Source organism: Paenibacillus sp. ACRSA (assembly GCF_022346845.1).
Taxonomy (GTDB): Bacteria; Bacillota; Bacilli; order Paenibacillales; family Paenibacillaceae; genus Paenibacillus.
The window spans coordinates 21132-39949 of the sequence record NZ_JAKRNP010000019.1; the positions used below are offsets into that span (position 1 = coordinate 21132).

The 18818-nt window shown below is 46.4% G+C and carries 18 protein-coding genes; 17 read left to right on the plus strand and 1 reads right to left on the minus strand.

The features are described 5' to 3' along the window. Positions 1-119: 119 nt before the first annotated feature. From ispE to MH215_RS27090, 5 genes are all read left to right on the plus strand, one after another. Complete coding sequence (ispE, locus tag MH215_RS27070; RefSeq protein WP_056697479.1) at positions 120-974, plus strand: 4-(cytidine 5'-diphospho)-2-C-methyl-D-erythritol kinase; 855 nt, start codon at positions 120-122, stop codon at positions 972-974. A gap of 360 nt (positions 975-1334) precedes the next feature. Next, a complete protein-coding gene (gene purR, locus MH215_RS27075; protein ID WP_056697404.1) occupies positions 1335-2162 on the plus strand; it encodes a pur operon repressor in 828 nt (275 codons plus the stop codon). Between the two features lie 188 nt (positions 2163-2350). Next, positions 2351-2635, plus strand: a complete 285-nt coding sequence (gene spoVG / locus MH215_RS27080) for a septation regulator SpoVG (protein ID WP_017691372.1) — start codon at positions 2351-2353, stop codon at positions 2633-2635. 391 nt (positions 2636-3026) lie between these two features. After that, entirely contained in the window at positions 3027-4418 is a 1392-nt protein-coding gene (gene glmU / locus MH215_RS27085; protein ID WP_481857495.1) for a bifunctional UDP-N-acetylglucosamine diphosphorylase/glucosamine-1-phosphate N-acetyltransferase GlmU, read from the plus strand. Between the two features lie 98 nt (positions 4419-4516). Beyond that, the gene (locus tag MH215_RS27090) at positions 4517-5470 is read left to right on the plus strand and encodes a ribose-phosphate diphosphokinase (protein WP_017691370.1); all 954 of its coding nucleotides are present in this window, start codon (positions 4517-4519) and stop codon (positions 5468-5470) included. Positions 5471-5608: 138 nt separating this feature from the next. On the opposite strand, the gene MH215_RS27095 is transcribed toward MH215_RS27090, so the two are convergent. Further along, complete coding sequence (locus MH215_RS27095; RefSeq protein ID WP_235540616.1) at positions 5609-5854, minus strand: hypothetical protein; 246 nt, start codon at positions 5852-5854, stop codon at positions 5609-5611. A 132-nt stretch (positions 5855-5986) separates the two neighbouring features. Between MH215_RS27095 and pth the strand changes: the two genes are divergently transcribed. The 12 genes from pth to MH215_RS27155 all read left to right on the plus strand — a co-directional run bounded on the left by pth (position 5987) and on the right by MH215_RS27155 (position 18799). Beyond that, positions 5987-6547: an aminoacyl-tRNA hydrolase gene (pth, locus tag MH215_RS27100; protein ID WP_056697409.1), complete on the plus strand. Its 561-nt coding sequence runs from the start codon at positions 5987-5989 to the stop codon at positions 6545-6547. 260 nt (positions 6548-6807) lie between these two features. Continuing rightward, positions 6808-7038: an anti-sigma-F factor Fin gene (gene fin / locus MH215_RS27105; protein ID WP_056697411.1), complete on the plus strand. Its 231-nt coding sequence runs from the start codon at positions 6808-6810 to the stop codon at positions 7036-7038. A 278-nt stretch (positions 7039-7316) separates the two neighbouring features. Continuing rightward, positions 7317-10844 carry a transcription-repair coupling factor gene (gene mfd, locus MH215_RS27110; protein ID WP_239294061.1) on the plus strand — a complete coding sequence of 1176 codons (3528 nt, stop codon included), beginning with the start codon at positions 7317-7319 and terminating at the stop codon, positions 10842-10844. Then, entirely contained in the window at positions 10828-11991 is a 1164-nt protein-coding gene (locus tag MH215_RS27115; RefSeq protein ID WP_239294062.1) for a peptidylprolyl isomerase, read from the plus strand. Before mfd ends, MH215_RS27115 begins: the two co-directional genes overlap by 17 nt. A gap of 281 nt (positions 11992-12272) precedes the next feature. Then, positions 12273-12815 carry a stage V sporulation protein T gene (gene spoVT / locus MH215_RS27120; protein ID WP_056697416.1) on the plus strand — a complete coding sequence of 181 codons (543 nt, stop codon included), beginning with the start codon at positions 12273-12275 and terminating at the stop codon, positions 12813-12815. A gap of 169 nt (positions 12816-12984) precedes the next feature. After that, on the plus strand, positions 12985-14772 hold the full coding sequence (locus tag MH215_RS27125; RefSeq protein ID WP_239294063.1) for a putative polysaccharide biosynthesis protein: 1788 nt from the start codon (positions 12985-12987) through the stop codon (positions 14770-14772). Between the two features lie 303 nt (positions 14773-15075). After that, complete coding sequence (gene yabN, locus MH215_RS27130; protein WP_239294064.1) at positions 15076-16569, plus strand: bifunctional methyltransferase/pyrophosphohydrolase YabN; 1494 nt, start codon at positions 15076-15078, stop codon at positions 16567-16569. Positions 16570-16874: 305 nt separating this feature from the next. Further along, positions 16875-17147: an HU family DNA-binding protein gene (locus tag MH215_RS27135; RefSeq protein ID WP_056697421.1), complete on the plus strand. Its 273-nt coding sequence runs from the start codon at positions 16875-16877 to the stop codon at positions 17145-17147. Then, positions 17147-17425: an RNA-binding S4 domain-containing protein gene (locus tag MH215_RS27140; protein WP_056697423.1), complete on the plus strand. Its 279-nt coding sequence runs from the start codon at positions 17147-17149 to the stop codon at positions 17423-17425. Before MH215_RS27135 ends, MH215_RS27140 begins: the two co-directional genes overlap by 1 nt. 175 nt (positions 17426-17600) lie before the next feature. Further along, entirely contained in the window at positions 17601-17885 is a 285-nt protein-coding gene (yabP, locus tag MH215_RS27145) for a sporulation protein YabP (protein WP_056697424.1), read from the plus strand. After that, positions 17882-18451, plus strand: coding sequence for a spore cortex biosynthesis protein YabQ (gene yabQ / locus MH215_RS27150; protein ID WP_239294065.1), 570 nt, complete (start codon positions 17882-17884; stop codon positions 18449-18451). The genes yabP and yabQ overlap by 4 nt, the downstream gene beginning before the upstream one ends. Positions 18452-18463: 12 nt before the next feature. After that, a complete protein-coding gene (locus MH215_RS27155; protein ID WP_056697428.1) occupies positions 18464-18799 on the plus strand; it encodes an FtsB family cell division protein in 336 nt (111 codons plus the stop codon). Positions 18800-18818: the final 19 nt, after the last annotated feature.

Here is an 18818-nt window from a genome sequence, read left to right on the forward strand (position 1 = left end):
AATCCATCAGGATCACCTCGCTTTTTCCCCATAGATGCGGAATAGAAATGACTTGACAGCCCTATTTTGATATAATATGTTAAGTTGTCTTAGGGAAAAGGTGAGGACGGGTGAACGTCTTGAAAATTTACGAAAAAGCGCCTGCTAAAATTAATTTAATGCTGGACGTTTTACATAAAAGAAATGATGGATTCCATGAAGTTGAAATGATCATGACTATGGTCGATTTGGCTGATCGGTTAGAATTCTCCGAGCTTCCTCGGGATACGATCTTCATCTCTAGTCAGGCTGGATATATTCCGCTAGATGAGAAAAACCTGGCTTTTCAGGCGGCAAGGCTGATCAAAGAACGTTATGATGTTCGATCAGGGGTGCATATTCATCTGGATAAAAAGATTCCAGTGGCTGCCGGTCTTGCAGGCGGCAGTAGCGATGCAGCAGCAACGCTGCGTGGCTTGAATCGTCTCTGGCGTCTTAATATTCCCGATCAGGAGCTACAAGAGCTTGGAGCTGAACTTGGATCAGATGTACCATTTTGCATTACTGGAGGTACAGCTCTAGCAACAGGTCGAGGTGAGAAGCTGACGCCAATCCCGAATCCACCGCAATGTTGGGTCATACTGGCCAAGCCGCCTATTAATGTATCTACAGCAGATGTGTATGGTCGTTTCCGCAGTGACAAGATTGTTCGACATCCGAGCGCTGCCAAAATGGAACAGGCGATTCGCAATCAGTCGTTTGCTGAGGTATGTGGACAGATGGGGAATGTGCTTGAGGATGTAACCCTGAAGTTATATCCAGAGGTACTGCATCTGAAGGAAGCCATGATCAAATTGGGAGCAGATGGCGTATTAATGTCCGGAAGTGGCCCAACTGTGTTTGGGTTGGTGTCGAAGGAGTCTAAGGTCGCCCGGATCTATAATGGTCTTCGTGGCTTCTGTAAAGAAGTATATGCTGTGCGAATGCTGACATAGCATTCGCTTTTAGCAGTTGTTCAAAAAGGCCGCTTTTGATTACAAAGGATGCTTGACAGCATCTCAGCATTGAAGATGGGATTCAGCCGAAATAAGTGGATGCTTACGAAGTTTGTTTCTTTCGGAAACAATGTAGTTGCTCACGTAGTTCTGCTTACGCTTCACTACTCCATTTCTACCTTTATCCCACCTTCTCGGTACTGAAAACCGTTCTTTTTGAACACGAACTTTTGGTGGTTGTTCAAAGCGTTCGCTTTTTGAACACATACTTTTATGATGTACAAACACGTATAAAGGTGATATATTTTTATATAATTATTCGGATTTGGATGTTTTCCGTGATCGTGAGGATGGATCTCTGTGAAGAAATTAAAACGAAGCGCAAGGCTGGTTGAAATGACGCAGTACTTATTGTCTAGACCGCATACGGTGATTCCGCTCACCACATTTGCCGAACGTTATGGAGCTGCGAAGTCGTCAATCAGTGAAGATTTGGCGATTATCAAGGAAGTGTTCGAAGAAGGTGGGTCAGGAGAACTGCAAACGTTGGCCGGAGCAGCTGGGGGAGTCAAGTGGATTCCTAAGGTGTCCAGAGAACTGGCTCTTACTTTTGCTGAGCGACTCAGTACCCAATTGGAGCAACCGGATCGGATTCTGCCTGGTGGATACCTCTACATGTCGGATTTGCTTGGTCAACCTGCATTAATGAATGAAGCAGGCAAAATTTTTGCCACTGCATTTGGTAATATGGGCATTGATGTAGTTATGACGGTAGAGACCAAAGGCATACCACTCGCATATGCGACGGGTGCCCAGCTCAACCTACCTGTTGTGCTCGTGCGCAGGGACCATCAGGCTACGGAAGGATCAGCCGTAAGTATCAATTATGTATCGGGCTCACATAAAAGCTTGCATACGATGTCCCTATCGCGCCGGGCGATGCGTGAACATTCGCGGGTACTTATCGTGGATGACTTCATGAAAGCTGGGGGCACGGTTCAGGGGATGATCGATCTGTTGGCCGAGTTTAATGCGACTGTAGCTGGGGTAGGGGTCTTGGTTGAATCTGGTTCTATCGATTCAGAAGAACGCCTATTGACCGATTATGTATCCTTGGCGAAGTTGACTGCAGTAGATGCGAAGAGCAGACACATTTCTGTCAAGCCTGGCAACTATTTTGATCTGTAGAAAGATGACGAATAGCGTGTCGGGAAAGCTTCTTTTCCATCGACCTGGCACTAACGTTGTCGAATTGTGTATTAAATAAAAAAATTCCTGAAATTAGGACATTTTTGTGGTTATAAAAAGAAGGAGTTCGTATAGGCTGTGTGGAATTATACACCAAGTTCTGATGGAAAAAGGTGGTGAACACACACATGCAAATTACGGATGTCAGACTCCGCCGCGTTAACTCGGAGGGGAGAATGAAGGCTATCGCATCCATTACCATCGATAACGAATTCGTCGTTCATGACATTCGTGTCATTGATGGTAACAACGGAATGTTTGTTGCTATGCCGAGCAAGCGGACTCCTGACGGAGAGTTCCGTGATATCGCCCACCCGATCTCTTCCGGTACTCGTGAGAAGATTCAGGCGGCTGTATTGACTGAATATGATCGCGCTGCTACTGAGGAAGAAGTCATTGAAGAAGGTGCCTGAGAACATTATTGGGGTTCGAAGGAAAAGAGAGCCATGTCTTATGGCTCTCTTTTCTTTTTGACCGGAATAAGATATATTCAGTATTGAGTTTATTCGCAGAGTAGTGTTTCATAACCCATTGGTTATGAATGTTGAAGAACAAAAAAGCGCAGCGTGCGCTTGGTGACAGGGCGGCATCTTAGGAATCATGGGATTCGGTTAAGCTCGCAGGTACACGGCGTATACATATAAGGTCACGATGGTTGGTGTCCGCGTTGTTACGCGTGAATACAGGACAGCAAGCGATGAACAAGACCGGCGCAGAGCCGGCTGAACGATACTCATCGAATAGGGATATGCAACCCGAGAACGATGGGATTTTCAGAACAGGAGGTCGTGAATTTTGAAACGAATGGCTATTGTTCTTGCCGCAGGGCAAGGAAAACGGATGAAATCCAAATTGTACAAAGTACTGCATCCCGTATGTGGTAAACCGATGGTGGGTCATGTGCTTGATGCGGCTCTACGCGCAGGTGTAGAACGCAGTGTAGTCGTGGTGGGTCACGGTGCCGAAGCGGTGCAGTCATTTTTGGGTTCAAAAGCAGAATATGCTCTTCAGGCTGAACAGCTGGGAACAGGTCATGCAGTTCAACAGGTGAAATCTCTGCTCGGCAATGAAGCCGGATCAACGATTGTAGTCTGCGGAGACACTCCGCTTGTAACGAGTGAAACGCTGGAAGGTCTAATGAAACTTCATGAGAGTCGCGGTGCAGCAGCTACCGTACTTACAGCTGAATTGGACAATCCCAAAGGATACGGACGCGTTATTCGCGGAGAAGATGGTTCTGTACAACGAATTGTGGAGCAGAAGGATTGTAACGAGCAAGAAGATGCTGTGAAGGAGATTAACACAGGTACTTACTGCTTCGACAATGCGAAACTGTTTGCAGCGTTGGAGAAAGTAACGAATCAGAATGCCCAAGGAGAGTACTACCTTACGGATGTTGTTGGCATATTCCGCAACGATGGAGAAGTGGTTGAAGCCTACATGTCAGATGATATTGCAGAATCCATTGGGGTAAATGATAGACTCGCTCTTTCACAAGCGGAAGCATTCATGCGTGAACGTTTAGCCGTTAAACATATGTTGAACGGTGTTACGATCATTGATCCGTCATCGACATATATCGGAGCGGATGTTACGATTGGATCAGACACAGTACTGTACCCAGGAACTATGCTTAAGGGCACAACCTCCATTGGTGAAGCTTGCCATATTGGTCCGCATGCAGATATCGAAGACAGCATCATTCAGGATGGAGTTACAATTAAACATTCTGTGTTGTCGAGTGCTGATGTTGGTGCCGAGGCTACTGTAGGTCCATTTGCTAATTTGCGTCCAGGAACTAAATTAGGTCGCAACGTAAAAATTGGTGACTTTGTTGAAGTGAAAAATGCTACAATTGATGAAGGCTCCAAAGTGTCTCACCTTAGTTATATTGGGGATGCACAAGTAGGGAAAAACGTAAATGTTGGTTGTGGTGCAATAACGGTCAATTATGATGGTTATAATAAAGCTGTGACAACCATTGAAGATGATGCCTTTGTAGGCAGCAACGTCAACTTGATTGCACCCATTACGGTAGGAAAAGGCGCTTATGTCGTTGCAGGTTCCACCGTTACCCATTCCGTTCCCGAGAATGATCTCGCCATTGCTCGTCCACGCCAGGAGAACAAACCTGGTTATGCGGAGAAGATCCGCGGACGTGCCAAAGCCAAGAAACAAAACGCCAAACCCGAATAAGGGGTTTTGATAACAATTGCCTCCCGATCTTCGGGAGGTGCCGACATGTCGCAGACGCTTATAGATTCCAATGAACCAGCACGGAGGGTTTTTATTTTATGACTTATTTTGATTCGAAATTAAAAATATTTACTTGCAATTCTAACCCAAAGCTTGCCCATCAAATTGCTGATTATATCGGAATTCCTATGGGTGAATCTCACACAACTAGCTTCAGCGATGGTGAGATCCAAGTGAAGCTCTCCGAGAGCGTACGGGGTTGTCACGTTTATATCGTGCAGTCAACTTGTTTGCCAGTTAACGACAACTTGATGGAAATGCTCGTCATGATTGATGCACTTAAACGTGCTTCTGCCAAGACGATTAACGTTGTAATTCCTTACTATGGCTACGCTAGACAAGATCGCAAAGCACGTTCCCGTGATCCAATTACAGCGAAGCTGGTAGCTAATCTGATTGAAAAAGCAGGCGCAACGCGTGTAATCGCGATGGATCTTCACGCAATGCAAATTCAAGGATTTTTCGATATTCCAGTTGACCATCTGCTTGGTGTACCGATTCTGGCACAATATTTCCGGTCGAAACAGATCGAAAATCCAGTTGTCGTATCACCTGACCATGGTGGCGTAGTACGTGCACGGAAACTCGCTGACTTCCTGAACGCACCACTGGCGATTATCGATAAACGTCGTCCTGAGCCTAATGTCAGTGAAGTCATGAACATCATTGGTAACATTGAAGGCAAGACGGCAATCCTGATCGATGATATCATCGATACGGCAGGAACGATTGTATTGGGGGCAAATGCCTTGATGGAAGGCGGCGTGAAGGAAGTATACGCATGCTGTACTCACCCAGTATTGTCTGGCCCTGCTATGGAACGTTTGGAGAATGCACCATTGAAGGAAGTCATCGTAACGGATACAATTCCAATTACGCATGCTAACCCGACAAGCAAACTCAAAGTGTTGTCTGTAGCGCCTTTGCTCGGAGAAGCAATTATCCGGGTTCATGAGGAATTATCAATCAGCAAGCTGTTTGAAATTGAATAAGGATGTCTGCATAAAGTAGTAGAGGGGTTACGTTTTCCGGATCAATGGAAAATGTAACCCCTGTCGGCGTGCCGTATTATAAAAGTGGAATTAACCGCCCGGTTATCTTCTATATATGTTTGAACTAAACTTATATATCTAATAGCCTGGGCGGGAAATGAAACGGAATCGGCGCCGATGGAAAAGCGTGTCGGCAATTTCGACAAATTGATTATCGAAGCGTGTAATTAATCCAATCTCAATATGAGTGTCGCGGTCGTATACCTGTACAGGTACGTGATATTCAAGATGATAGATAAAATCGCTATGTTGAGTCAGTTGTCCAGTGTCTTCGCGCAAAACCCGCTCACCTTCCTGGGTTAATAAAATATATGATGTAAACACGTATATAAGATCATCCAAACATGGAACAGTTGAAATTATATCGTAAAAAAGAACTTCACTTTCTAGATATTATATGAAATATAACAAATGAAGTCTATGCTACAGCTCAAGTGATGCCAAGGAGGAAACGAGATGAAGTGGATTGTTGGCCTCGGAAATCCGGGCTCTAACTACGCCAAAACCCGTCATAATATTGGCTTTATGGCGCTCGATCGACTGGCAGATCGTCATAATATCTCCATTACCCAAAGTAAATGCAAAGCTTTAATTGGAGAGGGCAACATTGGCGGTGTCAAAACGGTATTGATTAAACCCATGACATTCATGAATCTGTCCGGTGAGTCGGTACGAGCCTATATGGATTTTTATAAGGTGAGTCTAGAAGATCTAATCGTTGTGTATGATGACATGGACACGGAAATTGGTAAAGTGAGATTGCGTTATCAAGGTAGTGCAGGTGGGCATAACGGAATTAAGTCTATTATTCAGCACACAGGTACACAGCAGTTTAACCGGGTACGCATGGGAATATCCCGTCCAGAACCTGGACATGCCATTGTAGACTATGTTCTTTCGACATTCATGAAGAAGGAAAAGGAAGCACTAGAACAAACAATTGAGCAGACCTGTGACGCACTTGAACATAGCCTGAATCATACGTTTGAGCAAACGATGGCTAAATTCAATGGGTAGTTGATTCTAGGGCGTGTCTGAAAACTCCGAAGGGAGCAGATTTTGGCGAATTTTCGTTCCAGGCAAGGAAGTTTTCCGCAGGCGTGCCGGGGCACGTCAAGGGGAAGTGACGCAGCAGGGGGCGAAAAGGCGGTAAAAGATGCACTTCAGCGAGTTGTCAGACACGGCCTGGCATTATTGGCAAAAATGATCATAAACTGGGTTCGATTCAGTCTAAATGGGCATACTGGATGTATAAACTAGGTTCAGGAGGCATAAACATGTCAGTGAATTATGTATGCAGGCATTGCCGTACCTTTATAGGACAAATCGATTCTACCGGTATAACGGAAGCGCAATTGGGCTTTCATTTCTTGACCCCCGACGAGCGTAGGGATATAATAGCGTATAATTCGGGTGGAGATATCACCGTTCGGATTACATGTGACTATTGCAAAGAAGCACTGGAACTTAATCCTGAGCTGAGTCTGCTCGCTAGTCCTCTTCAATAGGGTGACGTGGTAGTGACAATACGTAATGACAGATGATGGAGGTAGCGGAATACTGCTCCACCTTTATAGCCTTGGCAGCCTGCTGAGGCTTCTTTTCAGTTGAACTGGAATCGTATTTTGGTTGATCAACGTCAAGGCACATCAAGCCGATGTGGCAAAACAGCGAATAATCCTTTATGATGAAACAGGGTAAAAAGGGATTTGTATCCAATTCTAAGAATGTTGTATTGCGCTTTGTGCGCTAGATAACCAAGTAAGTTATAAGAGAGGTGCCCCTTTTGTTACAAGCACTTATACAAGCTTTTTCCAAAGATCCTGACTTCGGATCCATAACCGCCGGTATTACATCCGGGATGAAAGAGCAGTTGGTATCCGGTCTATCCGGATCAGCACGTCAAATCATGCTGGCTGCCTTACATCAAGAGATGAACCGGCCTTTGCTCGTCGTTACGCACAATATGTTTTCTGCACAAAAAATTGCAGAAGATTTACAGGAAGCGCTTTCACCTGATCAGGTATTGCTCTATCCTGCCAATGAACTTGTCGCCGCTGAAGCTGCTGTTTCCAGTCCGGAAACACTAGGTCAGCGTATTGATGTGTTGGTTCGCTGCGCCCAAGGTTTTCGGGGCGTTGTTGTTATTCCTTTTTCCGGAGTACAGCGATATCTTCCACTTCCAGAGATCATGGCAAAAGCCCAAATCACAGTCAAACAAGGAAGCACGCTTGAGCTAGATGCCTTCCTGCTGGAAATGGTGAAGCTAGGTTACGAGCGCGTAGAACGCGTAGAATCCCGGGGTGAGATGAGCGTACGTGGTGGAATCATTGACTTCTATCCGGTTACATCACCGATTGCTTACCGGGTGGAGTTATTTGACGATGAGATTGATTCGATTCGAACCTTTGATCCTACGGATCAGCGCTCTATTGAGCGGATAGAAGAAGTCGTTGTATTGCCGTGCAAAGAGTTGATCGCAGATCGTGAACGCATGGAGAAGGCTGCAGATGCGGCCGTTATTTTGCTGGAACAACAGCTTGAGAAGATGACAGATCGGCAGGCGAAGCTGCGACTTCGTGAAGAGATTCATCGCGAAATTGAGATGCTTCGTCAGCATGTATACTTCTCAGAGATGTATAAATATATCTCACCACTCTATCCGGAGCACAAGACCATTTACGATTACATGCCTGAGGATACGTTACTTGTACTCGATGAGCCTGCAAGACTTGCCGAGACATCTAAACAGTTGGATCGGGATGAATCTGAATGGAATCTGCATTTGATGCAAAATGGTAAGACACTACCTGACCTGCATTTATCGGCTGATGGAGATGAGCTTCTGTATGAACGTCCATTCCAGACAATATTTATGTCCATCTTCTTACGTCAGGTTCCACACACGCAGCCACAGAACATTCTGAACTTTATCAGCCGAGGTATGCAGGATTTCCACGGGCAAATGAATGTACTTAAGGCAGAGATGGAGCGCTGGCAGAAGGCTGGAGTTCATGTATTGATGCTGGCGAGTGGTGAGGAAAGACTCGACCGTATGCGTCGTGTATTGCTGGATTATGACATACCAGAACCTGAGATGCTCATTGGTAATTTGCAAACAGGATTCGAGATGCCATCCATTCAACTGGCCGTTGTTACGGAAGGGGAGATGTTCTCCCAGAAGCAACGGAAAGTACGGAAACCAATTCGAAACGTAGACAATGCGGAGCGAATTAAATCATATAGTGAGCTGAAAGTGGGCGATTATGTCGTTCACCAAAATCACGGTATTGGTAAATACATGGGGATCGGTACCCTTGAGGTAGCTGGTATCCATAAAGACTATATGCATATTTTGTATGCGGGTGGAGACAAACTGTCTGTACCGATCGAGCAGATTGATCTGATTCAGAAATATGTGGGCTCAGAAGAGAAGGAGCCTAAGATCTATAAGCTCGGTGGCAACGAGTGGACACGGGTAAAAAACAAAGTTCGTTCATCGGTACAGGATATTGCCGACGATCTAATCAAACTTTATGCGGAGCGGCAAACGTCCAAGGGATACGGCTTCGAGAAGGACTCTGCAGAACAGCAGGAGTTCGAGGACATGTTCCCGTATGATGAGACTCGTGACCAGATGCGTGCAATTGAAGAAATCAAGAAAGACATGGAACAAAATCGTCCGATGGATCGTTTATTGTGTGGGGATGTCGGATACGGCAAAACCGAGGTTGCTATTCGTGCAGCTTTCAAAGCAGCGATTGAAGGGAAACAGGTTGCTGTGCTCGTGCCTACCACAATTTTGGCACAACAGCACTATGAGACCTTCCGTGAACGTTTCTCAGGTTACCCATTCAACATCAACGTGCTTAGCCGATTCCGTTCTCGCAAAGAACAAAATGAAACAGCCAAGGGTATCAAGCAGGGTACCGTTGACATTGTTATCGGCACACATCGCTTATTGTCACAGGATCTTGTGTTCAAGGATCTGGGATTGCTCATCGTGGATGAGGAGCAGCGCTTCGGTGTAACGCATAAGGAAAAGTTGAAAAAACTCAAAACAAACGTGGATGTGTTGACCCTTACGGCAACGCCAATTCCACGTACATTACACATGTCTATGCTTGGAGTCCGTGATCTGTCTGTCATTGAGACACCGCCAGAGAACCGGTTCCCTGTGCAGACCTATGTGGTTGAACACAGTCAAGCGCTGGTTCGAGAAGCAATTGAGCGTGAATTAGCTCGTGGTGGTCAGGTCTATTATCTGTACAATCGTGTTCAAGGTATCCAGGAAATGGCTGCCGAAATTTCTGAGTTGGTTCCAGAAGCTAAGGTTGGCGTGGGACACGGTCAGATGTCCGAGACGGAGCTGGAGAAGACGATTCTAGACTTCTTGGATGGCGAGTACGATGTACTGGTCAGCACCAGTATCATCGAGACAGGTGTCGATATTCCAAACGTAAATACGTTAATTGTCCATGACGCAGACAAAATGGGACTCTCCCAGTTGTACCAGTTGCGTGGACGCGTGGGTCGATCCAACCGGATTGCTTATGCGTACTTTACGTACCAACGGGATAAGGTACTGACTGAAGTGGCAGAGAAACGTATGCAATCGATCAAAGAGTTTACCGAGCTGGGCTCTGGATTCAAGATTGCAATGCGCGACTTGTCAATTCGAGGTGCAGGTAACCTACTTGGAGCAGAGCAGCATGGTTTCATTGCTTCCGTGGGATTTGATCTGTATTCTCAGATGCTTGCTGAGGAAATTAACAAACGGAAAGTGACGATGCTGGGTGAAGAGCCTGTACTTTCCGACCAATGGAATACAACGCTTGACCTTAGTATTGATGCATATTTGCCGTCTGATTATATTTACGACAGCATTCAGAAGATTGAAATTTACAAAAAGGTGGCTGTTATCTCTTCCTTCGATGATGCAATGGAGCTGGAAGATGAGTTAGTGGATCGTTTCGGTGATCTGCCAGAAGCTGTTATTAACCTCATGGCTGTGGCGAGGCTCAAAGTGTACGGCAAAATCTATGGAATTGAGTCTATCACACAGCGTGGGGATGACCTTACGGTGAAGTTCTATGAAGGTCGTGAGCACGCATTCGAGCTCTCCAATATTGCACACATTGGAAATCAGTTCGAAAGACGTGTACAATTTGAACAAGGACCCCATATGCTTATTCATGTCAAAGGCAAAGGGCTTGGGGACAAGCAACTCATGGAACTAGTGGAGAAATTCCTGGAATCCATGAAAAGTGCTTTTAAATCAAAGGGGGAACTAAAAGATGTTACAAAAGTATAAAACAGTGAAGAAAGTACTGTCCGTGGGTATGATTGCAGTGCTGTCTTTATCACTGCTAGCAGCATGTGGTAAGAAGGAAGAAGCAACAACACCAGAATCAACAGACACAAGTGCAGTTGTAGCAACGTATGATGGCGGTACAATTACAGCCAATGAATTCGACATGGAACAGCGTGTGATGAAATTCCTGTATCCAGAATATGCACAAATGATGGACATGGATGACTTCAAAGACTACTTGGTTCGCCAAGAAATTGCATACAAATATCTGAGTGAAAATGCGAGCGATGAAGCTAAAACGGAAGGTTCCAAAGTAGCTACTGAGCAATTCGACAAAATGAAGGCTCAAGTTCCAGAAGAACAATGGCCGGAAATGCTGAAGGCGCAGAACCTCACGGATGATAACATTAAGGATTATATGACTCGAATCATGACCGTGATTAAGGATAAAGAGACCGGCGTAACAGAAGACGACATGAAGGCTGAGTTTGATAAAAATAAAGAGCAGTATACGACGGCTTCCGTTCGTCATGTACTGATCAACTTCACGGATCCAAAAACACAAAAAGAGCGCAAAAAAGAAGATGCACTTAAAATTGCTGAAGAAGTAAAAGCTAAACTGGATGGAGGAGCAGATTTCGCAGAAGTTGCGAAGGAGTATTCTGAAGATCCAGGATCTGCAGACAAAGGCGGTTTGTACGAGAACGCGGCTGTTGCTCAGTGGGTAGAAGCATTCAAACAAGCAGCAATAACGTTGCCTTTGAATAAAATCAGTGATCCAGTGGAAACGGAGTACGGCTACCATGTCATGAAAGTAGAAGCACGCACAGATGCGTATGACAAAATGACAGCAGAGCAAAAAGACAGCATCAAGAGTTCTATTGCAGCTGCCAAAATCGATACGTTCATGACAGGTGGCGAACTGGATAAACTCGTAAAAGAAGTGAACCTGCCAAAAACAGATAAAGCTGAAGAAGGCAGCACAGAAGGTACAGAAGGTACAGAAGGAACAGGAACAGATACACAAACGGGAACCGAAGGTGAATCCAAAACGGATGATACCAAAGGTACAGATACCAAAACAGATGCAGGTACAACAGATAAAGACGCAACAACAAGTGAAGGTACAGATTCAAGCAGCAAGTAAGGGATTAACCGTTGCATAGCTGCAATTGTGGACAAGCATGATAAGGAGTAAGGGGGACTTTTAGCCTCCCTTACTCCTTTTTATATTCAATCTCAGAGTGAATAGGTAGATGGTCATTTTCTTGCGAAAGAACATAACTATATTCTACAAATCATGTATAAGGAAATGGGAACAGATGAATACTATGGTCAAGATATCACACTAAACGTTCTGGGACTTTCCTCTACCCATTAAGGAACAGTAGTTGAAAAATCTTCTCGAGAAAGTGGGGCAACATGTAAATGAAAGCTACTGGTATTGTCCGTCGTATAGATGACCTGGGTCGTGTGGTCATTCCAAAAGAAATTCGTCGTACGCTACGTATCCGTGAAGGAGATCCGCTTGAAATCTTTGTGGATCGAGATGGAGAAGTTATTCTTAAAAAGTACTCCCCGATTGGTGAGCTTGGTGATTTTGCTAAGGAATATGCGGAGTCCTTGTATGAAAGTACAGGTCATGTTACGTTAATCTCTGACCGGGATACGATCATCACGGTAGCTGGTGGCTCCAAGAAGGAATATTTGGACAAGCAGGTAGGCCAGTTGGTTGAGAACTGTATGGAAAACCGTAAAACCATTATCGAGACCAATAATGGATCTTATGAAATTAGCAAAGATCATGACGAGACGTTATCTTCCTTTGTTATTGCGCCAATCATATCCGGTGGAGATCCGATCGGAACCGTCGTTTTGTTCAATAAGGATGAGTCGGTGAAGATGTCACAGATGGAAATTAAAATGTCAGAGACTGCCGCTGGTTTTCTCGGTAAACAGATGGAACAATAAGTTAAAACAACTCCTGGTGCCTATAGGCAGACAGGAGTTTTTATTTTGTGAATGTTCTAAATCGCAGACAATATAGGCAGAAAAACGGAATTCGTCTACGCAGCTCCAGCCAGTTATAATAACAAGAGATTGTTATTGATCCAGATGTATGGATACGCAGGAGGGACTTATGAAACAGCCATCAACAGGATCAAGGCTGCTGCAGGGCGCATTTGTGCTAGGACTTGCCGCCATTATCTCCAAAATCATTGGTGCCTTTCAGAAAATTCCGCTACAGAATCTAGGCGGAGACGGCGTCTTTGGTATATATAACACGGTGTATCCGTTCTATATGATGGTGATTACCATTGGGGCTGCTGGGCTACCTGTGGCCATATCCAAATTCGTGGCTGAACAGCACGTACTTGGTAGACCGGAAGAGGGAAGGCGAATCATACGATTGTCATCTATGCTGCTAGGTGGAATCGGATTAGTGTTAGCAGTCTTGATGTATACAGGGGCTCCATGGATCGGAAAATGGATCGGGAATGGACATGTTATCCCATCGATCCGTGCTGCCGCACTGGCTTTACTGGTCGTTCCATTGATGACGGGACTGCGCGGGTATTTTCAGGGGATGCAGCAGATGGTGCCTACAGCCGTATCACAGGTCGTAGAACAGATCATTCGAGTCACAGTGATGATTGTGCTGCTGCTGTGGCTCATGGCACGTGAGGCTTCGCTAGATAAGATTGCCGCTGGGGCGATGATGGGTTCGTTTGCGGGTGGTGTAGCTGGTCTACTGGCGATGCTTATGTATGGATTCCGCCATCGGAAGCTAATTTCGAAAAAGATTCAAGCTAAGAGTCCTGAAGATCAAGGCAGTAGGAACGAGCTGAGTTCTGAAGTAGCTACGGTTGATGATTTGAAGCTTACTGGTTCAACGATGTCGATCGAAAGTAACGTGTTGAACGCAGATGAAGCGGTGGGTGTAGATGCAAAAGATCGAATAGTTGGCGCTGCTGAGCATCAGCGTTCCAATAGAGAGTGGATCCGAGCCTTGCTTGTTTATGCAATCCCGGTCTGCCTTGGATCTCTGGCTGTGCCTTTAATGAATCTGGTGGACACGTTCACCGTACCGCGGTTATTACAACAAGAGGGATTAAACGAGCTACAGTCTATGGTCTCGTTCGGCATATATAACCGTGGATTACCGCTCGTTCAGATGGTGACGATGTTAGCAATGTCACTTTCGGTGCTCTTTATTCCGGCAATGGCCGAAGCCAAGCTTCGTGGCGGGTCAGAAGCCGTGAGGCAGCAAGCGAGCCTGGCGCTGCGCTGGTTCTGGTTGATCGGCTTGGCAGCATCCGCAGGACTCGCGGTGCTGGCGGAGCCGATTAACCGCATGCTGTACGGTGATGCTGCAGGCACCGAAGCACTGCGATACATGGCGCTGACGGCAGCAGGCAGCACCGTCAGCATCATTGCAGCAGCGCTGCTGCAAGGCCTTGGCAGCGTGCGCGCGCCCGCGTTCAGCATGCTGGCCGCCGCAGGCGTCAAGGTGCTGCTGAACGTCTGGCTTGTGCCGACGCTGGGCATCGTCGGCGCGGCCATGGCTGGCGCAGCCGCCTATATGCTGGCGGCTGCCCTGAATGTGGCGCTACTGGCGCGATACAGCGCCCTGCGCCTAGCCCCTAGCGCCGTCCTGGCGAAGCCGGCGCTGGTTATTGCCGCCATGAGCTTGGCGGCGGCAGGCATGGCCTGGGCCACCGAAGCGCTGCTCGGTGGCATGGGAATCGCGGCTGACCGCAGGATCGCCGCGGTAGGCGTCAGCCTGCTTGGCGTAGCCGCAGGCGCAGCCGTGTTTGTGCTGGCGGCCGCGCACACAGGTCTGCTCACCGCTGCAGAGCTGATGGCTGTGCCCAAGGTTGGGCCACGCCTAGCCAAAGTTTTACGCAGCCTGCGGGTGCTGCACTAAACCAGCCTGTCAGAGCAGCTACACAGAGGCCTTTAATCCTTCACAGGTTGGATTGCCGGTTACTGTTAAAATGAATGCGATGTAATCATTATCCAACAGATTCAGAACTTGAAGAAATACATCAGTAAAATCGCAAATTATAGGATACCGCCTGATTCTGGTATAATACGTTTAATTATAGAGCGCTGCCTTGCGTGAAACTTCTTAGGCTGATCCATTTCATTTTCATGACTCACTTATGGGATGGGTTCACATATCAAGAAATTTACGCCGGCAGGTTGGTTCGGATGGAGGACTGGAACGATGAGTGCAGCTTTAACCGTGGTAGGTCTTGGATCAGGAGATGCAGATCAACTAACTGTAGGTATTATCAAAAAGATGAAGCAAGCGGCCATATTGTATGTCCGCACATTGGATCATCCCGTATTGCATGATCTGAAGCAGGAAGGGCTGCAGATGACATCGTTTGACGCCATCTACGAGGCAAAGGACTCCTTCCCTGAGGTGTACGATGAGATCGCAAATCGTCTAATTGAAGCGGCTCGGCAAGGCGAGCCCGGAACAGAGATCGTATACGCTGTACCAGGTCATCCTATGGTGGCAGAGGCGAGTGTACGCCTGTTGAAGGAACGTTGCCCACAGATGGGGATCTCACTTCGAGTGATGGGCGGTGAGAGTTTCCTCGACGAGGCATTTATACGACTAGGCTTTGACCCGATAGAGGGGTTCCAGCTTCTGGACGCCAGCAGTTTGAACACGGAACTAGTGCAGCCACAACTGCATACGCTCATTGGACAAGTCTATGACGTATTTACCGCGTCAGATGTGAAGCTGTGTTTGATGGACGTGTACCCAGACGATTATCCTGTATTTGTTGGACATGCCCTGGGGGTTCAGGGACAAGAGGTCATTCACAAGATACCGCTCCACGATCTGGATCGCATCGAGGGTTATGGCAACCTTTCACTCATTTATGTGCCCAAAAATACAGATGATGCATTGCGGCGGCGGTCGTTTGCCCGTTTGCATGAGATTGTCAACATTCTGCGTAGTCCCGGCGGCTGTCCGTGGGATCAGGAACAGACGCATCAGTCTATTCGCAAAAACCTGATTGAAGAAACCTATGAGGTCATTGAAACCATCGATGAAGACGATCCCGACCACATGAAGGAAGAGCTGGGTGATCTGTTACTTCAGATTCTACTTCACTCCCAGATGGAGGAAGAGGTAGGTACATTTAATGTGTATGACGTTATTGAAGGGCTGAATGATAAGCTCATCTTCCGTCATCCGCATGTATTTGGTGAGAATCAGGCAGAGGATGCGAATGAAGCTCTACAAAACTGGGAACAGATGAAGGCAGAGGAGAAAAAGCGCAAGGGGCTAGATCAACAGAATGATTCCGTATTAGACGGAATACCACGCGACCTGCCTGCTCTGATGAAGGGATATAAGTTACAGAAGAAAGCAGCTAAGGTAGGCTTCGACTGGGATGACGTTAATGGTGTATTTAGCAAAATTGAAGAAGAGTTGGCTGAGCTGAAAGAAGCTGTACAGCAGAATCAAACTGCAGAAGAACAGAAGCTGGAGCTAGGTGATTTGTTATTTGCTGCTGCCAACGTGGCGCGATTCATTCATACCGATCCAGAAGAGGCACTTGCGGCGACAAACCGCAAATTCACACAACGCTTCCAATACATTGAGGCACAATTGCATGAACAGGGTCGTACCCTTGCAGATAGCAATGTAGACGAGATGGAGCAATACTGGCAGGCAGCTAAGAAGGCAGGGCTATAACAAACTTTTGTTTTGGCTCATATTGGGAAAACGTATTCCAAGATTGCAGCTAGTGTGTTATGATACGAACAAGTGTTTCGTTTGAATGGGTAGACATACATGATTAAACCTTGGCTGTTTAGGGTACTGGACTTAGACTGCTGTTGGACAAGTAACTGCACGAAAGAAAAAAAGTCGTGAACCAAGGCAGGAATTCAGGTACCAAGCCAGAATACATGTGTAGTAACCATACGCGGGGTCAACAGCAACGATACGTTGCCAAGGCATCGCAGATACTTTTTTTTCAATTTGGGAGGCTTTTAAAAATGAACAAAACAGATCTGATTAACAACATTTCCACCAAAAGCGGTTTGACTAAAAAGGACGTTGAATCCGTATTGAACGGCTTTTTGGGAGAAATTACAGATGCACTTGCTAGCGGAGACAAAGTACAATTGATCGGCTTTGGCACTTTTGAGACCCGCAAACGTTCCGGTCGTACTGGCCGTAACCCACAAACAGGGAATGAGATCGTGATTCCTGAGTCCATCGTTCCTGCATTCAAAGCAGGTAACAAACTTAAAGAAGCCGTAAAATAATGCGTCTTGATAAATTCCTGAAGGTCTCCCGGCTGATTAAACGCCGCACAGTAGCCAAAGACGTCTCTGAACAGGGACGTGTTCTGGTAAACGGACGTGAAGCGAAACCTAGCGCCGCTGTCAAAGTGGGCGATGAGCTTACCGTTCAGTTTGGTCAGAAGCTAGTTACAGTGAAGGTGGAACGTCTAGCAGAGAGCACCAAGAAGGATGAGGCGAGCAGCCTCTATACCTTGGTTAAGGAAGAGCCGATTGCCAAGGACAACGGGCTGGACTGGTAACAGCACTGCCCAGCATCCCCTTTTACAAATGAATAACCTTTGAATAGAAACGTCTTTCCCATCTCGGGGAGGGCGTTTTTGTAATGTTAGATAGTAATGCTTCAGTGCACAATCCTTTGGTTCTATTCCGTACTTCTGCTCCATAAGCTAGGTGTATGAAGGAGGGGTACATGCCATGGTTGAGCACGGGAAGGCTAAACAGCATCATTTGAGCATGCAAAATCGGAAACTGTTAGATCTGACAGGCGTCTCCAATGTGGAGAGCTTCGACAGTGAAGAATTTTTGCTTCAGACTGAACTTGGGCATCTGACCATCCGGGGGCACAATTTACATATCAAAAATCTGAGCCTGGAGGAAGGTCTGCTGTCCATTGAGGGCACGGTAAGCTCACTTCAATATCTGGATCCCGGTTCTCAGAGTAAGAACAGTAAAGGCCTGTTTGGTAAGATGTTCCGATGAGTCCAGAAACACAATGGATCACATTGATGTGGATGCTGCTTTCGGGAGCCATGATGGGAGTGGCCTATGACAGTTACCGGGTACTGTCCGGTCAACTTCGGTTTCCAAGATGGAGCATCCACACGCTCGATCTATTATATTGGGTTGCCTCCGCGCTGTTCGTTTTTCGGATGCTATACGCCGGGAACTACGGACAACTGCGGTTTTATGTCTTTTTGGGGCTGATTTTAGGGGTTTGCTTCTATTTTTGGCTTTTAAGTGTTACAACCCAGCGTTTTGTGGTAATGTTAATTAAACTCGCAAGAACGCTGATTCATTGGTGTGGACATATCCTTAACATCCTGATCGTTATGCCAGCTAAAGGAGTGTACAAGTTAGTTCGTGTGCTGTTAGGTTTTTTGCTCGCGATCCTGCTATTCCTCGGCAAGTTGGTATTGCAATGTTTGGTACCATTCGGTAAGTTGTTCCGCTGGATGTTTAGGCCGCTCCTGAAATATTGGGTAACGCCACGCTTTTTGATCCGTGCGGGTGCAAGTATTGCAGCGATATGGAGACGCTTGTTTTAAGGAGGTCCGATAATGGGTAAAAAGCCTGTGGGTAGATCCACGGTTCCAACAGGTCAGGTTAAATCTGCGGGTGCACGAAGACGTCTAATGCTTTGGATGACATTTGTGATTGTTTTTGTCATTTGGGCAGGATACACCTTCCTTGTTCAGAGTGCGCAGATTTCGGACAAGAGCTCACATCTAGCTACACAGCAAGCTTCTAAGGAAGATACGTTGAAAAGGCTAGATCAGTTGAAGTATGAGGTCAGTCGGTTGAAAGACCCTGAATACATAGGACAACTGGCGCGCAAAAAAGGTTACTATTTACCTGAAGAGACACCAATTAAGGTGGAAGAGTCAGGTAACTGATGGAATTAGGCTCATTACG